Source organism: Kitasatospora sp. NA04385, assembly GCF_013364235.1.
Classification (GTDB): domain Bacteria; phylum Actinomycetota; class Actinomycetes; order Streptomycetales; family Streptomycetaceae; genus Kitasatospora.
Genome location: NZ_CP054919.1, coordinates 3,784,746 through 3,799,922 on the forward strand (window position 1 = coordinate 3,784,746; position 15,177 = coordinate 3,799,922).

Sequence of the window (15,177 nt, forward strand, 5' to 3'; positions counted from 1 at the left end):
TCCGGCCGAACCGCACCCGTACGCGCCCGCACGAGCACACCACCACTCACGGGGGGACAACGGCGATGGACCGGCACACCGGCGACGGCCCCGCCCGGCAGGACCGGGACGACTTCGGGCCCGCCCCGGCCGACGGCACCGCCCCGGCCGACGGCACCGCCCCGGCCGCCCGGCTGCGGGACGCCGAGCCCGGCCCGCCCGCCCGGAGCACCGTCCCGGGCGAGCGGCTGACCGGCTGGCTGGGCGCGCTGGCCCTGGTGGTGCCGGTCGTCAGCGGCAGCGCCGCCGCCGCGTTCTTCCTGCTCGGCGCCGTCCTCGGCCTGTCCCGCCCGCACACCGGGCTCACCGCGCCGCTGCGCACCGCCGCCTGGACCACCGTCGCCGTCGCGGTGGCCTGCGCGCTGGCCGGGCTGCTCGGCCTGCTGCTGACCGCCGTCTGGCGGCGCGGCGACCCGCCGTCCGGACCGGACCGGACGGCGGTGCCCGAACAGCGGCCTGACGGCCGGTCGGGAACGGAGTGCCCGTCAGGAACGCCCGGGCGCCGGGGGGTTCGGGCGGCACGAAAAGGGCAATAACCACCGGGGGCGTTCCGAAATGGCCGGGCCATTCGTGGCCAAATGCCGGATTCACGCCGATTTCCCGGCAAAGAAAAGGCAATGATTCCCCGGCGTTCGCCCCATTCCTTCCCGGCCGCCTGGCTACGCTTCGTCGGCCTGTTACGCCTTTCCCGCCGCGAAGGAAGAATCCGTGAGCACACCCCAGCCGGGCCCGTACCCGCCGCCGGGCCAGTACCCCCCGCCCGGGCCGTACCCGCCGGCCGGGGGCCACCCGCCGCCGCAGGGCCCGTACCCGGCGCAGGGCCCGTACCCGGCGCAGGGCGCTTACCCCCAGCAGGGCGCGTACCCGCCGGGTCAGTACGCTCCGCCGCCGCCGGGTGCCTACCCGCCGCCGGGTCAGTACCCCCCGCCGCCCGCGCCCGGCGGGCCGGTCGTGTACGCGCCCCCCGGCGGCTACGGCGCCCGCACCGTGCCGCGCTGGCGGCCCCGGCAGGTCCTGACCGTGGTCGGGGTCGGCCTCGGCGCGATCGCGATGGGCGCCTACTGGCTGTTCGGCCCGCAGGACGACGCGGGCATCGCCCAGCCCGGCCAGTGCCTGTACAAGTCCGGCGGCACCGCCACCAAGCCGATCCTCGCCATCGTGCCGTGCACCGACGCCAAGGCCGCGTACAAGGTGCTCGCGGTGAAGCAGAGCAGCGACCACTCGGCCTGCGACGACGTGGCGGGCTACACCACCCAGTACGCGCAGTGGAGCCGGAAGAAGAGCTTCAGCCTCTGCCTGGCCCCGAACCTCCAGCACGCCCCGCGCACTCCGGCCGGCGGGGCGAGCGGCCCGGCGACCGACTGAGGCGGCGGCGGTCCGGCCCGGCCGGGGGCGGTGCGCCGCCCCCGGCCCGCGGCGGCGCGGAATTATTCGGAGCGCCCGAATCCGGGTAACGGTTAGAATCCGAACTCATTTTCCGCGGGCCGAGAGGACGGTGTCCCGATGCGCTGGTCGCAGTTGTACGTACCCACCCTGCGGGAGGACCCGGCCGACGCCGACGCCGCCAGCCACCGCCTGCTGGTCCGCGCCGGGTACGTGCGGCAGTTGGCGGCGGGCCACTACTCGCTGCTGCCGCTGGCGGCCCGGGTCCGGGCCCGGATCGTCGCGGTGGTGCGCGAGGAGATGGAGCGGATCGGGGCGCAGGAGTTCCTGCTGCCCGCGCTGCACCCGGCCGAGCTGTGGCGGCGCACCGGGCGCTGGGAGTCGATGGGCGAGGAGATGTTCCGCCTGACCGACCGCAAGGGCGCCGAGCAGGCCCTCGGGATGACCCACGAGGAGGTGTTCGCGCACCTCGCCGGGGAGTTGCGCTCGTACCGGCAGCTGCCCCAGGTCTGGTACCAGTTCCAGACCAAGTTCCGGGACGAGGCTCGGCCCCGCTCGGGCCTGCTGCGGGTGCGCGAGTTCACCATGAAGGACTCGTACAGCTTCGACCTCGACGAGGCCGGCCTGGAGCGCTCCTTCGAGGCGCACCGGCGGGCCTACCTGCGGATCTTCGAGCGGCTCGGGCTGCCCGCGTTCGGGGTGCGGGCCTCCAGCGGCAGCATGGGCGGCAGCGCCTCGGTGGAGTTCATGAGCCCCTCGGCGGCGGGCGAGGACCTGGTGGTGCGCTGCCCGGGCTGCGGGTACGCGGCGAACACCGAGAAGGCGCTGTCCGCGCTGCCCGCCGTCGTCGACCCGACGGACGCCGACCGGCCCGGCGCCGACCGGCCCGAGGAGTTCGCAACGCCCGCGGCGCGCACCATCGAGGAGCTGGCGGAGCGGCACGGCGTCGCGCCCGAGCGGCAGCTGAAGACGCTGGTGCAGGTGGTCGACGGGGTGCTGACGCTGGTGCTGCTGCGCGGCGACCACGCCCTGGTCGAGCAGAAGCTGCTGGACGCACTGGGCGCCTCGGCGACCCGGGCCGCCACCGCCGAGGAGATCACCGCGGCGCTCGGCGCCTCCCCCGGCAGCCTCGGCCCGCTGGGCGGCCACGGCCTGCCCGTGGTCGCGGACGAGGCGCTGCGCGGCCGCACCGGCCTGACCTGCGGCGCCAACCGGGACGGCTTCCACCTGCGCGGGGTGTCGGTCGGGCGGGACGCCGGGGTCGGCCGCTGGGCGGACCTGCGGGAGGTCGCGGCGGGCGAGGCCTGCACGGAGTGCGGGTCGGCCCTGGAGGTGCTGCGCACCATCGAGGTCGGGCACATCTTCCAGCTCGGCCGCCGCTACACCGAGGCGCTGGACGTGGCGGTCTCCGGGCCCGGCGGCGAGCGGGTGGTGCCGCTGATGGGCAGTTACGGCATCGGCGTGGAGCGGGTGCTGGCCGCCCTGGTGGAGGCGCACCACGACGAGCGCGGCATCCGCTGGCCCGCCGCGGTCGCCCCGTTCGACGTGGTGCTGACGGTGCTGCCCGACCGGGACGGGACGGTGGCGGCGGCGGCCGAGCGGCTGTACGCGGAGCTGGGCGCGGCGGGCGTGCGGGTGCTGCTGGACGACCGGGCGGAGCGGCCCGGGGTGAAGTTCGCCGACGCCGAACTGATCGGCGTGCCCCGGCGGTTGACCGTCGGCGCGCGTTCGCTGGCGGCCGGGGTGGTGGAGCTGACCGCCCGGGCGGACGGCGCCGTCCGCGAGGTGGCGCTCGACGCGGTGGTGGCGGAGCTGGCCGGGTCGGTCGGCTGAGCGCGCGCGTCGGCCTCCGGGCGCCCGGGGGCCGACGCGTACGCGGCGCACACAGGGGGCGGATTCCGTGCAGACCCGGTGTGCGTGCTGCGGGGGCCGGGTGGGCCGGATGTCCCCGCCTTAACGGCGGGTTGCGCCCCGTGAAGTTCCGGGCGCCGCGACCGGCATAGCACCCCGACGAGCGACTCCTCGGGATTTCGCCGGAAAAACCCCGATCCGACGCGTCGCTACCGCACTGTCCGGCCTCCCTGTGGTAGAAGCCCCGATGGGAGGCGGTGCGCGGGCCGGAGCGGCCCGGCCGGAGGCTCGGGCGGCTCGGCAACAGGGCACTGACCTGGGGTTCCAACTACCCGCGTCCACCCGGGATGAGACGGATCTTCACATCGACGCTGACGATCGTTCACCTATTCGCCCGATGATACGATCATCCCGCTTGGGGGAGCGGCGGGTTCACCCTGCGATGACGGGGATTCAGCAGTCGGCCGCCAGTCGCCTGAAGAGAGTCTTATGACGAAATACACAGCGAACCCATTGCTCTGGGTTCTCTTCCTCGTCCTGGCCGCCGCGGTCCTTGTCGTGGTCCGCCAGCGCAAGGCAGCCGCGGCACTCCGACAGGAGATTGGCGGGCTCCGGGAGCACTACACCGACCTGGAGCACCACTATACGCAGTCGGTCGCCTCCGCTCAGGAACAAGCGGACGAAGCAACCAAAACGGTATTGAAGTCCGCCATGCGGACGCTCCAGGGCCTGGCTGCGGAACAGCAGTTGATCCTCTCCCGGCTGCAGGACAAGTACGGCGAGTCGGTGATCCTGCAGGACCTGCTGGAGGTCGACCACACCAACTCGCAGTTCGGCCGCCGCGCCCAGTCCATCGCCGTGCTGTGCGGCGGCTGGCTCGGCCGCCACCGCGACGTCGCCTCGGTGTACGACGTGGTGCGCTCGGCCCAGGGCCGCATCCGCCACTACCGCCGGGTGGAGATCCTCTCCCAGGTGGACTTCGGCGTCTCCAGCCGCGCGGTGGAGCCGGTCGCCCTGGCGCTGGCCGAGCTGCTCGACAACGCGACCTCGTACTCCAGCCCCGACACCGTCGTCGAGATCAACATCCGCACCGTGCCCAAGGGCGTGGTGATCGTGGTGGACGACGCCGGCGTCGGCATGAACGACGAGGAACGGGCCCGCGCCGAACGGCTCCTGACGACCGAACGGGTCAACGGCGTCGGCGGCCTCGGCAACCCGCCGCAGTTCGGCCTCGCCGTGATCGGCGTGCTCTCCGAGCGCTTCGGCTTCGAGGTCTCGGTGGACTCCGCCTCCCCGTACGGCGGCGTCCGCTCCGTCCTGCTGCTACCGCACGAACTGCTGACCGGCATGCCGGACCGGCGCTCCCAGCCGCCTGCCGCGTCCGCCCCGATGGCCGCCCAGGCCCCGGCCCAGGCGCCCGCCCCCGTGGCGCGACCGGCAGCGCAGCCGGCCGCGCTCCCCGCCGCCGCGGTCCCTCCCCCGGCAACCGAGTCGTTCGGCTCCACCGAGGACGGCCTGCCGATCCGCCGCCGCAAGCGGCCGATGGCGATCGTCCCGGCCACCGAAACCGCCCCCTACGGCGCGCCCGCAGCGCCCGCCGCCGCCGCGTCCCGCTCCGGGGAGCAGACCGCGGCGATCCTGGGGGCCTTCCAGCGCGGCACCAGGTCCGGTCGCGCCACCCAGCGGGACGACGCGAACCAGACGACCAGCACCCGCGGTGCAAGCAGTGAAGGGCATGAGTTCTCGTGAACGACGATCTGTCTTGGATGCTCGACAGCGCGCTGGAGATCCCGGGGGCCCTGCACGCGGTCCTGATCTCCGCCGACGGCCTGCTGATGGCCCGTACCAGGGACATCGACAAGGACAACGCGGACCGGGTGGCCGCCGCGATGAGCGGCGTGCAGTCGCTCTCCCGCTCGCTCGGCTTCTTCTGCGACAACCCGACCCAGCGCTGGCAGCAGACCCTGGTCGAGTTCGACGGCGGCTGGGTGTTCCTGATCTCCGCCGGTGACGGCGCCTACCTGGGGGTGTCCGCGCTGCCGGACGTCGACATGCAGGACATCACCTTCCGGATGCAGCAGCTCGTGGGCCAGCTCGGCAAGTTCCTCGCCGCGCCGCCCCGCGAGGACCTCGGGGTCCGCCGGTGAAGGCGGGCGGCGAGGACTTCGAGTTCGAGCCGGTGGACTTAGTCCGCGCCTACGTCATCACCAAGGGCCGGGAGCTGCCCGACGACCAGGAGCTCTCCCTGATCACCCTGGTCACCGCCGCCCCCGCCGAGGGCCGCCGCCCCGTCCGGCTCACGCCGGAGGAGGCGCGGCTGCTCGACATCTGTTCGGCCGGCTACCTGTCGGTCGCCGAGGTGGCGGGCCACACCCGGCTCCCGCTGGGCGTGGTCCGCATCGTGCTGGCCTCGCTCACCGAGGGCGGCCACCTGATGACCCGTCCGCCGGTCCCGAGGGCCCGGAACGCGGACAAGGACCTTCTGGAGGAGGTGCTCAATGGGCTTCACCGCAAGTTCGGATGACCGGGTCGGGCTGACCACCGACGACTACGTCGCCGGCGGCGCCACCCAGACCGCCGTGAAGATCCTCGTCGTCGGGCACTTCGCCGTCGGCAAGACCACCTTCATCGGTTCGATCTCCGAGATCGAACCGCTGTCCACCGAGGAGACCATGACCCGGGTCTCCGAGAGCGTCGACGACCTCAAGGGCGTCCGGGGCAAGACCACCACCACGGTCGCGCTGGACTTCGGCCGGCTCACCCTCAGCGAACGCGTGGTGCTGTACCTGTTCGGCACGCCCGGCCAGACCCGCTTCGTCCAGATGTGGGAGGACATGGCCCGCGGCGCCCTCGGCGCGCTGATCCTGGTCGACCCCGAACGGCTCGCCGACTCCTTCCCCGTGATCGACCTGATCGAGCAGTACGGGCTGGACTACGCCATCGCCGTCAACCACTTCGACGGCAACCCGGAACGCGCCGAGCGGGCGCTGCGGGAGGCCCTCGACCTGCTCGACGAAACCCCGGTCGTCACCTGCGACGCGCGCAACGAGAAGTCGTCGGCCGCCGCACTCACCACTCTCGTCCGCTATTTGCTGGACCGCGCCAGCTAGGAGCAACACGCAGCCATGGACACTCACTCCCCCGCCCCGGTGCCCCCGCCCGGGTGCCCGGCCCACGGCGGCCGAGTGCCGCTGTACGGGCCGGAGTTCGCGGCCAACCCGCAGTCCTACTACGACTACCTGCGGCACTACGGCCCCACCGCTCCGGTCGAACTCGCCCCCGGGGTCGACGCCACCCTGGTGACCGAGTACTCGGCCGCCCTGCAGCTGCTGCAGGACCCCACCTCCTACCGCCGGGACTCCCGCCGCTGGCGGGCCTTCAACGAGGGCGCCGTCCCGATGGACAGCCCGGTGCTGCAACTGCTGCTGCACCGCCCGAACGTGCTGTTCGCGGACGGCGTCGAGCACCTGCGGCTGCGCCAGGCCATCACCGACAGCATGGCCCGGATCGACCAGCGCAAGCTCGCCCGCAGCACCCGGCAGATCTCCGACTTCCTGATCGCCCAGTTCGGCTACCGCGGTTCGAGCGACCTGCTGAGCTCCTACGCCAAGCAGCTGCCGCTGTTCGTCTTCAACGAGCTCTTCGGCTGCCCGGCCGACATCGGCGACCGGGTGATGTTCGGCATCTCCGGCATGTTCGACGGCGTGAACGCCGAGAAGTCCGCCCAGGTGCTGTACGGCGCGGTCGGCGAGCTGGTCGCGCTCAAGCGCAGCCGCCCCGGCGAGGACGTCACCTCCTGGATGATGCAGCACCACGCCAAGCTCACCGACGAGGAGATGACGCACCAGCTGGCCCTGCTGCTGGGCGCGGGCGTCGAGCCGCTCGGCAACCTGCTCGGCAACACCCTGCACCGGCTGCTCGTGCACGACGCCTACGCGCACCAGGGCGGCCTGATCGACGAGGCGATCGACGACACCCTCTGGGAGAACCCGCCGATCACCAACATGGGCCCGCACTACCCGGTTGCCGACGGGGAGTTCGCCGGCGAGAAGGTCGAGGCCGGCGACCTGATGCTGGTGAGCTTCGCGGCCGCCAACAGCAGCCCGATCCTGGCCGCCGAGCGGCGCGCCAGCAGCCGCGCCCACCTGGCCTGGGGCGCCGGACCGCACGCCTGCCCGTCCAAGGACCCGGCCCGGCAGATCGCCATGACCGCGCTGGAGAACCTGTTCAACCAGCTGCCGGACATCGAACTGGCCGTTCCCGAGGAGACGTTGAGCTGGCGGCCCGGCCCGTTCAACCGCGCCCTGGTCTCGCTGCCCGTCCGGTTCACCCCGAACGCCTCCGACCAGCGCCCGCAGGCCGCCGAGACCGCCCAGACGGCCAAGGCCGCGCAGCCCGCCGCGAAGGGTGGGCGTTGGAGCCAGTTCCTCAACTGGCTCAGCAGGTGATTCTCGCAACACTTATGTGGCCGTGATTACGGCATGAATCCTGAAAAACCCGGGTAATCAGCGCGAATGCCTGCGCCATATGCCATGGCGCCGATGACCGGAGAACAGGAGGGTGTCATGGACCACATATCCAGAGACGCCGCCGAGACCCGCAGCCCGCTCCTCCCGGGGCCAGCCGCCCCCGGCGGTCGTCCCCTTCGCACCGATGTCCCCCGGCCGCACGGCCGGGGGACATCTCTGTTGCCACCCGCACCCTCCGGGCGGACCGTGGGCAGCCACACGGGCCGTCAACTGCTCTCCCTGTGCGAGCTGGTGGGCCTGGACGCGGGCGACTGCGCCGGCTACGCCCGCGCCCTGACCGACGCGCTCGGACCGGTGGTGCGCCGCTCGCTCGACCTGCCGCCCGCCGCCCCGACCTTCCTCTCCGACGACCACACCCCGGTCGAGTTCTCGCTCTCCTTCTCCCCCGGCGCCGCCGCCCCCTCGCTGCGCGTCCTGTTCGAACCCTCCAGCGGCTTCGGCACCCTGGCCGAGAGCAGCCGGCTCGGCCTGCGCGCGCTGCACGGACTCGCCCAGCGCTGGGGCATCTCCACCGAACAGCTCGACCTGGTCCAGGACCTCTTCCTCCCCGACGACCCACGGGGGAGCTTCGCGCTCTGGATCACCCTGGAACTGACCGCCGGCGGCACCCCCCGGATGAAGGCCTACCTCAACCCCGCCGCGGCCGGGCCCGACCGGGCCGGGGCCACCGTCCGCGAGGCGCTGGACCGGCTCGGCCACCACCGGGCGTACGACAGCCTGCCGCCCGCCGACCGGCTGCTGCTGTTCGCCCTCGACCTCGGCGACTGGGCGGCCCCCCGGCTGAAGGTGTACACCGCCCACCACCGGCTGCGGGCCTCCGCCGTCGGCGCGCTCGACCGGATGGCCGGCGGCCCCTCGCCCGCCGAGACCGAAGCCTTCCTGTACACCGCCGCCGGGCTGCCCGCCGGGCACGACGGCGTCTTCGACCGCCGCCCCGTGCTCGCCTGCCACTCCTTCACCGACCCGGCGGCGGACCGCCCCAGCGGCTTCACCCTGCACGTCCCGGTCCGCGACTACGCCCACCACGACCGCGAGGTGCTCGACCGCGCCGAGAAGCTGCTGCCCCGGTACGGGATCGCCCCCGACGTGCTCCGCGACGCGCTCGGCGCCCTCACCCCGCGACGGCTGGAGGACGGCGTCGGCCTGATCGCCTACCTGGCCATGGTGCACCAGCAGGGCCACGACCCCCGGCTGACCGCGTACCTGTCCTCCGAGGCGTACCGGGTCCGCCCGCCCAACGAACGGCCCACCGGACCGCGCCCGGTGCTCTGACCACCGTGCTCTGACCGCCGCGCTGCACCCCCGCGCCCGGCACGTTCCACCGGGACCCACCGCGCCCCACCGCGGCCCTCGACGGCCGACGACGGCCGCAGCTGTCGGAGAAGACCCGTGACCCCCTGTATCACGAGCCTCCCCCGAACCCTCCGCTGCGGCCTAAGCCCCCGTCAACTCCCGCAGGTAGCCGTTCACGTCGACCTGGAGCGAGGACCCGGCCGACAGGCCGTAGCGACGCTCGATCCCGGCCAGGTGCCCGTCCGTCTCCTTGCGCATCACCTCCGCGGCGGGCAGCACCGACGCGCCGGTGACCAGCCGCACCAACCACTGCGCCTGCGCCTCCACCAGCCGGGTGATCGACCCCACCGGGCGGAACAGGCCCAGGAAGAACAGGCCCGGCCGCTCCGCGTCCACCATCCGCCGGTACAGCGGCACCGGGCCGTGCCCGCCCGCCGGGTGGTCGGCCGGCAGGAACGGGAACGACCAGCCGTACCCCGTGCAGTAGACGATCGCGTCCACCTCCGCCGTGCTCCCGTCCGTGAAGCGGACCGTCGAACCCGCCAGCGACTCGATGCCCGGCTTCGGCAGCACCGCGCCGTGCCGGATCCGGCTCAGGACCTCGTCCGAGATCGTCACCGGCGTCGCGAAGATCCGGTTCTCCGGCTCGGGCAGGCCGTACCCGGACAGCGGGCCGCGCGCCACCCGCAGCGCCTCCTCGATGAACTCCTGCTGCTCCGGCAGGGACTTGGCGGTGAACCACGGGGCGACCGCGATCTCCTCCACCGATATGCCGAACAGCTGCTTGGGCACCACGTGCTGGCCGCGGCGCACCGAGACCATCGTCCGCGCCGCGTGCCGCGACAGGTCCACCGCGATGTCCACCCCCGACGCGCCGAGGCCCACCACGACCACCCGCAGGCCCGCGAAGTCCGCACCGTCCGCGTACTCCATCGAGTGCAGGATCCGGCCGGTGAAGGACTCCGCCCCCGGCGGCAGCGGGTCCGGCACCAGCGGCACCGTGTGGTGGCCCGACGCCACCACCACCTGGTCGAAGACCCGCACGCTCTCCATCCCGTGGACGTCCCGGCTCACCACCCGCCACGCCCCGTGCCCGTCCTGCCGCACCGACACCGCCTCGGTGCGGAACTCCACGTACGGCAGCAGCCCCGCCCGCTCCGCGAACGCCCGCAGGTACTCCGCCATGTCCCGGCGGCTCGGGTACATCGGCAGGTCCTCGTCCATCGGGAAGGCCTTGAACGCCGTCAGGGCCTTCGCCGTGTTCAGGTGCAGCGCCCGGTAGGCCGGACCCCGCTCCCCCGGCGCCCGGTCCCGCCACACCCCGCCCACCTCGGCGGCCGCCTCCAGGCAGACGAAGTCCAGCCCCGCCTCGCGCAGCGCGTACGCCGCCGCGAGACCGGACAGACCCGCACCGATCACACAGACACTCACCGCGGCCTCCATGCAGTGTTGCACTCGAACTGACCGCTCTGGCAGCGATCTTGATGCCTCAGAGCATATGCAGCCTTCACATGCCTTCCCAGAGGACTTCCGGGCACGTTCCGGGGCCGGGCCCCGGGTCTGCGGTCGTCTTCAGCCGTCTGCGGCCGTCTTCAGCCGTCTTCAGCCGCCTGGAGTCGCCTGGAGTCGCCTGGAGTCGGCTGCGGTCGTCCTCCCCACCCGATCGCCTTGCCCGGGGCGGCGGACGGAGCCCACACTGATCGTCCGGAACCGAGGGGGCGTCATGACCGAGCACGGACCGGCCGATCCGGCCGACCCGTCCGGTTTCGGGGCGCTGCTGCGCGAACTGCGCACCCGCGCCGGGATCAACCAGCAGACCACCGCCACCCGGGCCGGACTCAGCGCCCGGGCCCTGCGCGACCTCGAACACGGCCGGGTCCGGCGGCCCCGCGCACGCACCGTCCACCGGCTCGCCGACGCACTCGCCCTGACCACCGACCAGGCCGCCGCGCTGCGCACCGCCGCCACCCGGGACGACCACGCCCCCGGGACCGGCCGCACCACCCTGCTGCTGCTCGGCCCGCTGCTGCTGCGCCGCGGCCGCGACACCGTCCCGATCGGCAGCCCCACCCTGCACCGCCTGCTCGGCCTGCTCGCACTCACCCACCCCGCCGCCGCCACCCGGCAGGAGATCACCGACACCCTGTGGCCGGCCGGCCCGCCCGCATCGCAGCAGAGCCTGGTGCACACCCACGTCAGCCGACTGCGCCGCCTGCTCAGCCCCGACGACCCGGACGACCCCGCGGCCGGCGTGGTCCGCACCCCCACCGGCTACCGGCTCGGCCTGCCCCGGCACCGGACCGACCTCGGCCGCTTCGACGACCTGCTGGCCCGCACCACCTGCCTGTGGCACGCCCCCGACCCGGACGCCGCCCACCAGGACCTCACCCGCGCCCTGCGGCACTGGCGCGGCCCCGTCCTCGCCGACGCCGACCCCGCCCTGCGCCGGCACCCCGCCGCGGTCGCCGCCAACGAACGCCGCATCCGCGCCGCCCTGCTGCACGCCGACACCGCCCTGCTGCTGCGCCGCCCCGACCACTCCGTCCCGCTGCTGCGGGAACTCGCCCACACCGAACCGCTGCACGAGGGGCTGCACGCCCGGCTGATCCTCACCCTCGCCGCGAGCGGCCGCCAGGCCGACGCCCTCGACACCTACACCCGGCTGCGCACTCGCCTCGACGAGGAACTCGGCGTCACCCCCGGCCCCGAACTCCACGACGCCCACCTACGCGTCCTACGCGGCCTACCGGGGCCCACCGCCACGCGGCCCGCACCGCGCGCCACCGGGGAGCACTGGCCGCTGCCGCATACCCCGGACGCCCCGGACGCCCCGAACGCTCTCGACGCCCAACCGCGCGTCCTACCGGGGCCCACCGCCGGGTGGCCTCCACCACGTGCTGCCGGGGAGCACCAGTCGCTGCCGCACACCCCGAACGCCCCGAACGCCCCGGGTATCCCGAACACCCTCGGCGCCTTCCCGAAGCCTGCCCAACTCCCGCCCACCACCGGACCGTTCGTCGGGCGGCACCGGCAGCTGAGCGCGCTCGACGCGCTGCTCCCGGCCGACCCCGACCACCTCGACCACCCCGGTGAGCCGGCCGCCCGCCCGCCGCTCCTCGTGGTGGTCGGCCCGCCCGGCATCGGCAAGAGCGCCCTCGCCGCGCACTGGGCACACCGGCACCGCGACCGCTTCCCGGACGGCCAGCTCTTCGCCGACCTGCGCGGCCACTCCGCTCGGCCCGCACCGCACCCGGACGAGGTGCTGGCCCGCTTCCTGCGCGCCCTCGGCACCCCGCCCGACCGGCTGCCCGCCGACCCGGACGAGGCCGCCGCGCTCTACCGCACCCTGCTCGCCGACCGCCGCCTACTGGTCCTCCTCGACGACGCCCGCGACGCCGAACAGGTCCGCCCGCTGCTCCCCGGCGCCCCCGGCTGCGCCGTCCTGGTCACCGGCCGCACCCGGCTCACCGGCCTGGTCGCCGGTGACGGCGCCCGCCGCCTCACCCTCGACCCGCTCGACCCCGCCGAGGGCGCCCTGCTGCTCGGCAGCGTCCTCGGCCCCTGCCGGGTCGCCGCCGAACCGGCCGCCGCCCACCGCCTGGTCCGGGCCTGCGGCGGCCTCCCCCTCGCCCTGCGCCTGGCCGCCGCCGACCTGACCACCCGCACCACCGCCCTCGCCGACTACGCCCCCGCCCACCCCGACGCCGCCCATCCCGACGCCGCCCTGCTCGCCCGGCTCGACCTCGCCGACGACCCGCGCACCGGCCTGCGCGCCGCCTTCGGCCACTCCTACCGCGTCCTCCCCGCCCCCGCCCGCCGGATGTTCCGCCTGCTCGGCCGGGCCCCCGCCGCCGGGCTCACCGCCGCCACCGCCACCGCGCTCGCCGCCACCGGCCCCACCGAGACCACCGCCCTACTGGACCGTCTCGCCGACGCCCACCTCGTCCGGGAGGAACCCCCCGGCCACTACCGGCTGCCCGGCCTGCTCCACCCGTACGCGGCGGGGCTGGCGGCGGAGGGCGATGAGGGGTGCGGCGGGGGGTGCGGTGATGGCGGCTCGGGGGCGGTTGACGTCAATCCATTGATTGACGCTCATCAGCAGTTTGGCGGCGATCAATGGATTGACGTCGAGCAGCCGCCCACCATCAGCGGATTGACCGGTCGTCAGCATCCGAACGCGACCGCCACCCGAGTCTGCGACGCGGAACCCGCCGAAGCCAAGCACGAGTTGACGCACCGCCCGCTCATACCCGTTGCGCCCGTCCCGCCCCGCGACCTGGCGTCCGGTGGGTCCGACGGGCGCGGCGGCCCGCACCCCGACGACATCACCGTGCTGGGCCTGATCTGCTGGAAGCTCGGCCGTCTGCCCGAGGCCGCCGAGCACTTCACGCAGGCCGCCCGCGTCCTCGCCACCGGCCCCGCCACCAACTCCGGCCCCGGCCCTGCCCCCGCCACCAGCTCCGGCCCCGCCACCGCCACCGCCACCGGCTCCGGTCACAGCGGCGGGGCGAGCGACCGGGAGGCCATCGCCCGGACCAACCTGGCCGTCGTGCAGCGGGCGCTCGGACGGCCCGGGGAGGCGATCCGGGGGATCGGCGAGGCGCTGCCGGTGCACCGGTGGCACCGCAACCGGTTCAGCGAGGCCGTCGCGCTGAGCTGCCTCTCCCGTGCCCACACCGACCTCGGCGACCACGCCACCGGGCGGCTGCTGGCCCACAGCGCGCTCGCCGCCGCCCGGGCCGGGCGCAGCCGGGCGCTGGAGGCCGGGGCCCGGCTCGCCCTCGCCGACTCGTACCTCCGCGCCCACCGCCCGGCCGAGGCGACGGCCGCGTACCGGGAGGCGCTGCGGTCGGCCGAGGCCTCGGGCGACCGGCACCCGCAGGCCGCCGCCCTGGCGGGGCTGGCCGCCGCCCTGATCGAAACCGATCCGCGGGCCGCACTGCGCACCGCCGAACGCGCCCTGGCGCTGGCCCGCGCAGCCGAGTACCGGGTGCTCGAAGGCGACGCGCTCACCGTCCTGGCCCGCGTCCACGTCCGGCTGTGCGAGCCGCACGCCGCCCTGGCCCTCGGCGCCGACGCGCTCGCCCTGCACCGGGCGACCGGCCACCGCCCGGGCGAGACCCGGACCCGGCTCGTCCTGGCCCTGGCCGCCGCCGCGCTCGGTGCCGACGCCGACGCCGTCCGGCACCGCCGGGAGGCCCTGCTGCTCGTCCGGGCGACGGGCGGAACCCCGCCGCGCTGACCCGGAAGTTCCGCGGAACTTCCGCCCCGCCGCATCACCGCAGCTCAGCGCACCCGCAGCGCCCGTTCCTCCTTCCGGTTCCGCTCCGGCCGATCGCACAGCCCGGCTCCTTACGGTGGTCGCACCTCACCCGCACCGGACCCAGAGGTGACACCTTGAGCCGTTACGACCGACTCGCCCGCACGCCCTCCGTGCGCCGCGTCCAGCAGGAAATGGGCAGCGCCGCCGCGGCCGAGCGCCGGCTGCGCACGTCCGACGACGCGCCCGACGACAGACCCGACGACGGGCCCGAACCGCTCAGCGCCGCCGCGGCGGCCTTCGTCCAGGGGCTCGACGGCTTCCTGTTCGCGACGGTCAACGAGGACGGCTGGCCGTACATCCAGCACCGCGGCGGCCCGCCCGGCTTCGTCCACGTGCTGGACCCGTACACCCTCGGCTACCTCGACGTGCGCGGCAACCGGCAGTACCTCACCACCGGCAACCTGCGCGGCGGGGACGGCCGGGTCGCCCTGTTCTTCCTCGACCACGCCCGGCAGGCCCGGCTGAAGGTCTTCGGCCGGGCCACCGCCGTCCCCGCCGACCGGGACCCGGACCTCGCCCGGCGGCTCGCCACCCCGCGCACCGACGGCCGGGTCGAGCAGCTCGTCACCATCAGCGTCGAGGCGCACGCCTGGAACTGCCCCAACCACATCACCCCGCGCTTCACCGAGCGCGAACTCGCCGACGTCCTGGACCCGATCCGCGACCGGCTGGCCCGGCTGGAGCGGGAGAACGCCCTGCTGCGCGCCGAGCTCGCCGCCGCCACCGGCGCGCACCCCTCCTCCCGACCGAAGGACTGAT

The 15,177-nt window shown here is 74.6% G+C and carries 12 protein-coding genes; 11 read left to right on the forward strand and 1 reads right to left on the reverse strand.

Going from position 1 to position 15,177, the window contains the following annotated elements; genetic code table 11:
• The first annotated feature begins 65 nt into the window (after positions 1 to 65).
• From HUT16_RS16855 to HUT16_RS16895, 9 genes are all read left to right on the forward strand, one after another.
• Entirely contained in the window at positions 66 to 575 is a 510-nt protein-coding gene (locus HUT16_RS16855) for a hypothetical protein (RefSeq protein WP_176188984.1), read from the forward strand.
• A 172-nt stretch (positions 576 to 747) separates the two neighbouring features.
• Entirely contained in the window at positions 748 to 1,404 is a 657-nt protein-coding gene (locus tag HUT16_RS16860; RefSeq protein WP_176188985.1) for a hypothetical protein, read from the forward strand.
• Positions 1,405 to 1,542: 138 nt separating this feature from the next.
• On the forward strand, positions 1,543 to 3,255 hold the full coding sequence (locus HUT16_RS16865) for a proline--tRNA ligase (protein WP_176188986.1): 1,713 nt from the start codon (positions 1,543 to 1,545) through the stop codon (positions 3,253 to 3,255).
• A 507-nt stretch (positions 3,256 to 3,762) separates the two neighbouring features.
• Positions 3,763 to 5,022, forward strand: a complete 1,260-nt coding sequence (locus HUT16_RS16870; protein ID WP_176188987.1) for an ATP-binding protein — start codon at positions 3,763 to 3,765, stop codon at positions 5,020 to 5,022.
• Complete coding sequence (locus tag HUT16_RS16875) at positions 5,019 to 5,420, forward strand: roadblock/LC7 domain-containing protein (protein WP_030457517.1); 402 nt, start codon at positions 5,019 to 5,021, stop codon at positions 5,418 to 5,420. Before HUT16_RS16870 ends, HUT16_RS16875 begins: the two co-directional genes overlap by 4 nt.
• Complete coding sequence (locus HUT16_RS16880; protein ID WP_176188988.1) at positions 5,417 to 5,797, forward strand: DUF742 domain-containing protein; 381 nt, start codon at positions 5,417 to 5,419, stop codon at positions 5,795 to 5,797. The genes HUT16_RS16875 and HUT16_RS16880 overlap by 4 nt, the downstream gene beginning before the upstream one ends.
• Positions 5,772 to 6,383 (forward strand): ATP/GTP-binding protein, encoded by a 612-nt coding sequence (locus HUT16_RS16885; RefSeq protein ID WP_176188989.1) that lies wholly within the window; start codon positions 5,772 to 5,774, stop codon positions 6,381 to 6,383. The genes HUT16_RS16880 and HUT16_RS16885 overlap by 26 nt, the downstream gene beginning before the upstream one ends.
• A 15-nt stretch (positions 6,384 to 6,398) precedes the next feature.
• The gene (locus HUT16_RS16890; protein ID WP_176188990.1) at positions 6,399 to 7,721 is read left to right on the forward strand and encodes a cytochrome P450; all 1,323 of its coding nucleotides are present in this window, start codon (positions 6,399 to 6,401) and stop codon (positions 7,719 to 7,721) included.
• 267 nt (positions 7,722 to 7,988) lie between these two features.
• Positions 7,989 to 9,074 carry a tryptophan dimethylallyltransferase family protein gene (locus HUT16_RS16895; RefSeq protein WP_254897838.1) on the forward strand — a complete coding sequence of 362 codons (1,086 nt, stop codon included), beginning with the start codon at positions 7,989 to 7,991 and terminating at the stop codon, positions 9,072 to 9,074.
• Between the two features lie 162 nt (positions 9,075 to 9,236).
• On the opposite strand, the gene HUT16_RS16900 is transcribed toward HUT16_RS16895, so the two are convergent.
• Positions 9,237 to 10,526, reverse strand: coding sequence for an NAD(P)/FAD-dependent oxidoreductase (locus HUT16_RS16900; protein WP_176188991.1), 1,290 nt, complete (start codon positions 10,524 to 10,526; stop codon positions 9,237 to 9,239).
• Positions 10,527 to 10,818: 292 nt separating this feature from the next.
• Between HUT16_RS16900 and HUT16_RS38235 the strand changes: the two genes are divergently transcribed.
• Positions 10,819 to 14,337, forward strand: a complete 3,519-nt coding sequence (locus tag HUT16_RS38235; protein WP_254897839.1) for a BTAD domain-containing putative transcriptional regulator — start codon at positions 10,819 to 10,821, stop codon at positions 14,335 to 14,337.
• 155 nt (positions 14,338 to 14,492) lie between these two features.
• Positions 14,493 to 15,176: a pyridoxamine 5'-phosphate oxidase family protein gene (locus HUT16_RS16910; protein ID WP_176188992.1), complete on the forward strand. Its 684-nt coding sequence runs from the start codon at positions 14,493 to 14,495 to the stop codon at positions 15,174 to 15,176.
• Position 15,177: the final 1 nt, after the last annotated feature.

What these genes read in the sequence shown, in the direction of transcription:
- HUT16_RS16855 (WP_176188984.1), top strand. Translation starts at nt 66, where the DNA reads ATGGACCGGCACACCGGCGACGGCCCCGCCCGGCAGGACCGGGACGAC.
- HUT16_RS16885 (WP_176188989.1), top strand. Translation starts at nt 5,772, where the DNA reads ATGGGCTTCACCGCAAGTTCGGATGACCGGGTCGGGCTGACCACCGAC.
- HUT16_RS38235 (WP_254897839.1), top strand. Translation starts at nt 10,819, where the DNA reads ATGACCGAGCACGGACCGGCCGATCCGGCCGACCCGTCCGGTTTCGGG.
- HUT16_RS16870 (WP_176188987.1), top strand. Translation starts at nt 3,763, where the DNA reads ATGACGAAATACACAGCGAACCCATTGCTCTGGGTTCTCTTCCTCGTC.
- HUT16_RS16890 (WP_176188990.1), top strand. Translation starts at nt 6,399, where the DNA reads ATGGACACTCACTCCCCCGCCCCGGTGCCCCCGCCCGGGTGCCCGGCC.
- HUT16_RS16865 (WP_176188986.1), top strand. Translation starts at nt 1,543, where the DNA reads ATGCGCTGGTCGCAGTTGTACGTACCCACCCTGCGGGAGGACCCGGCC.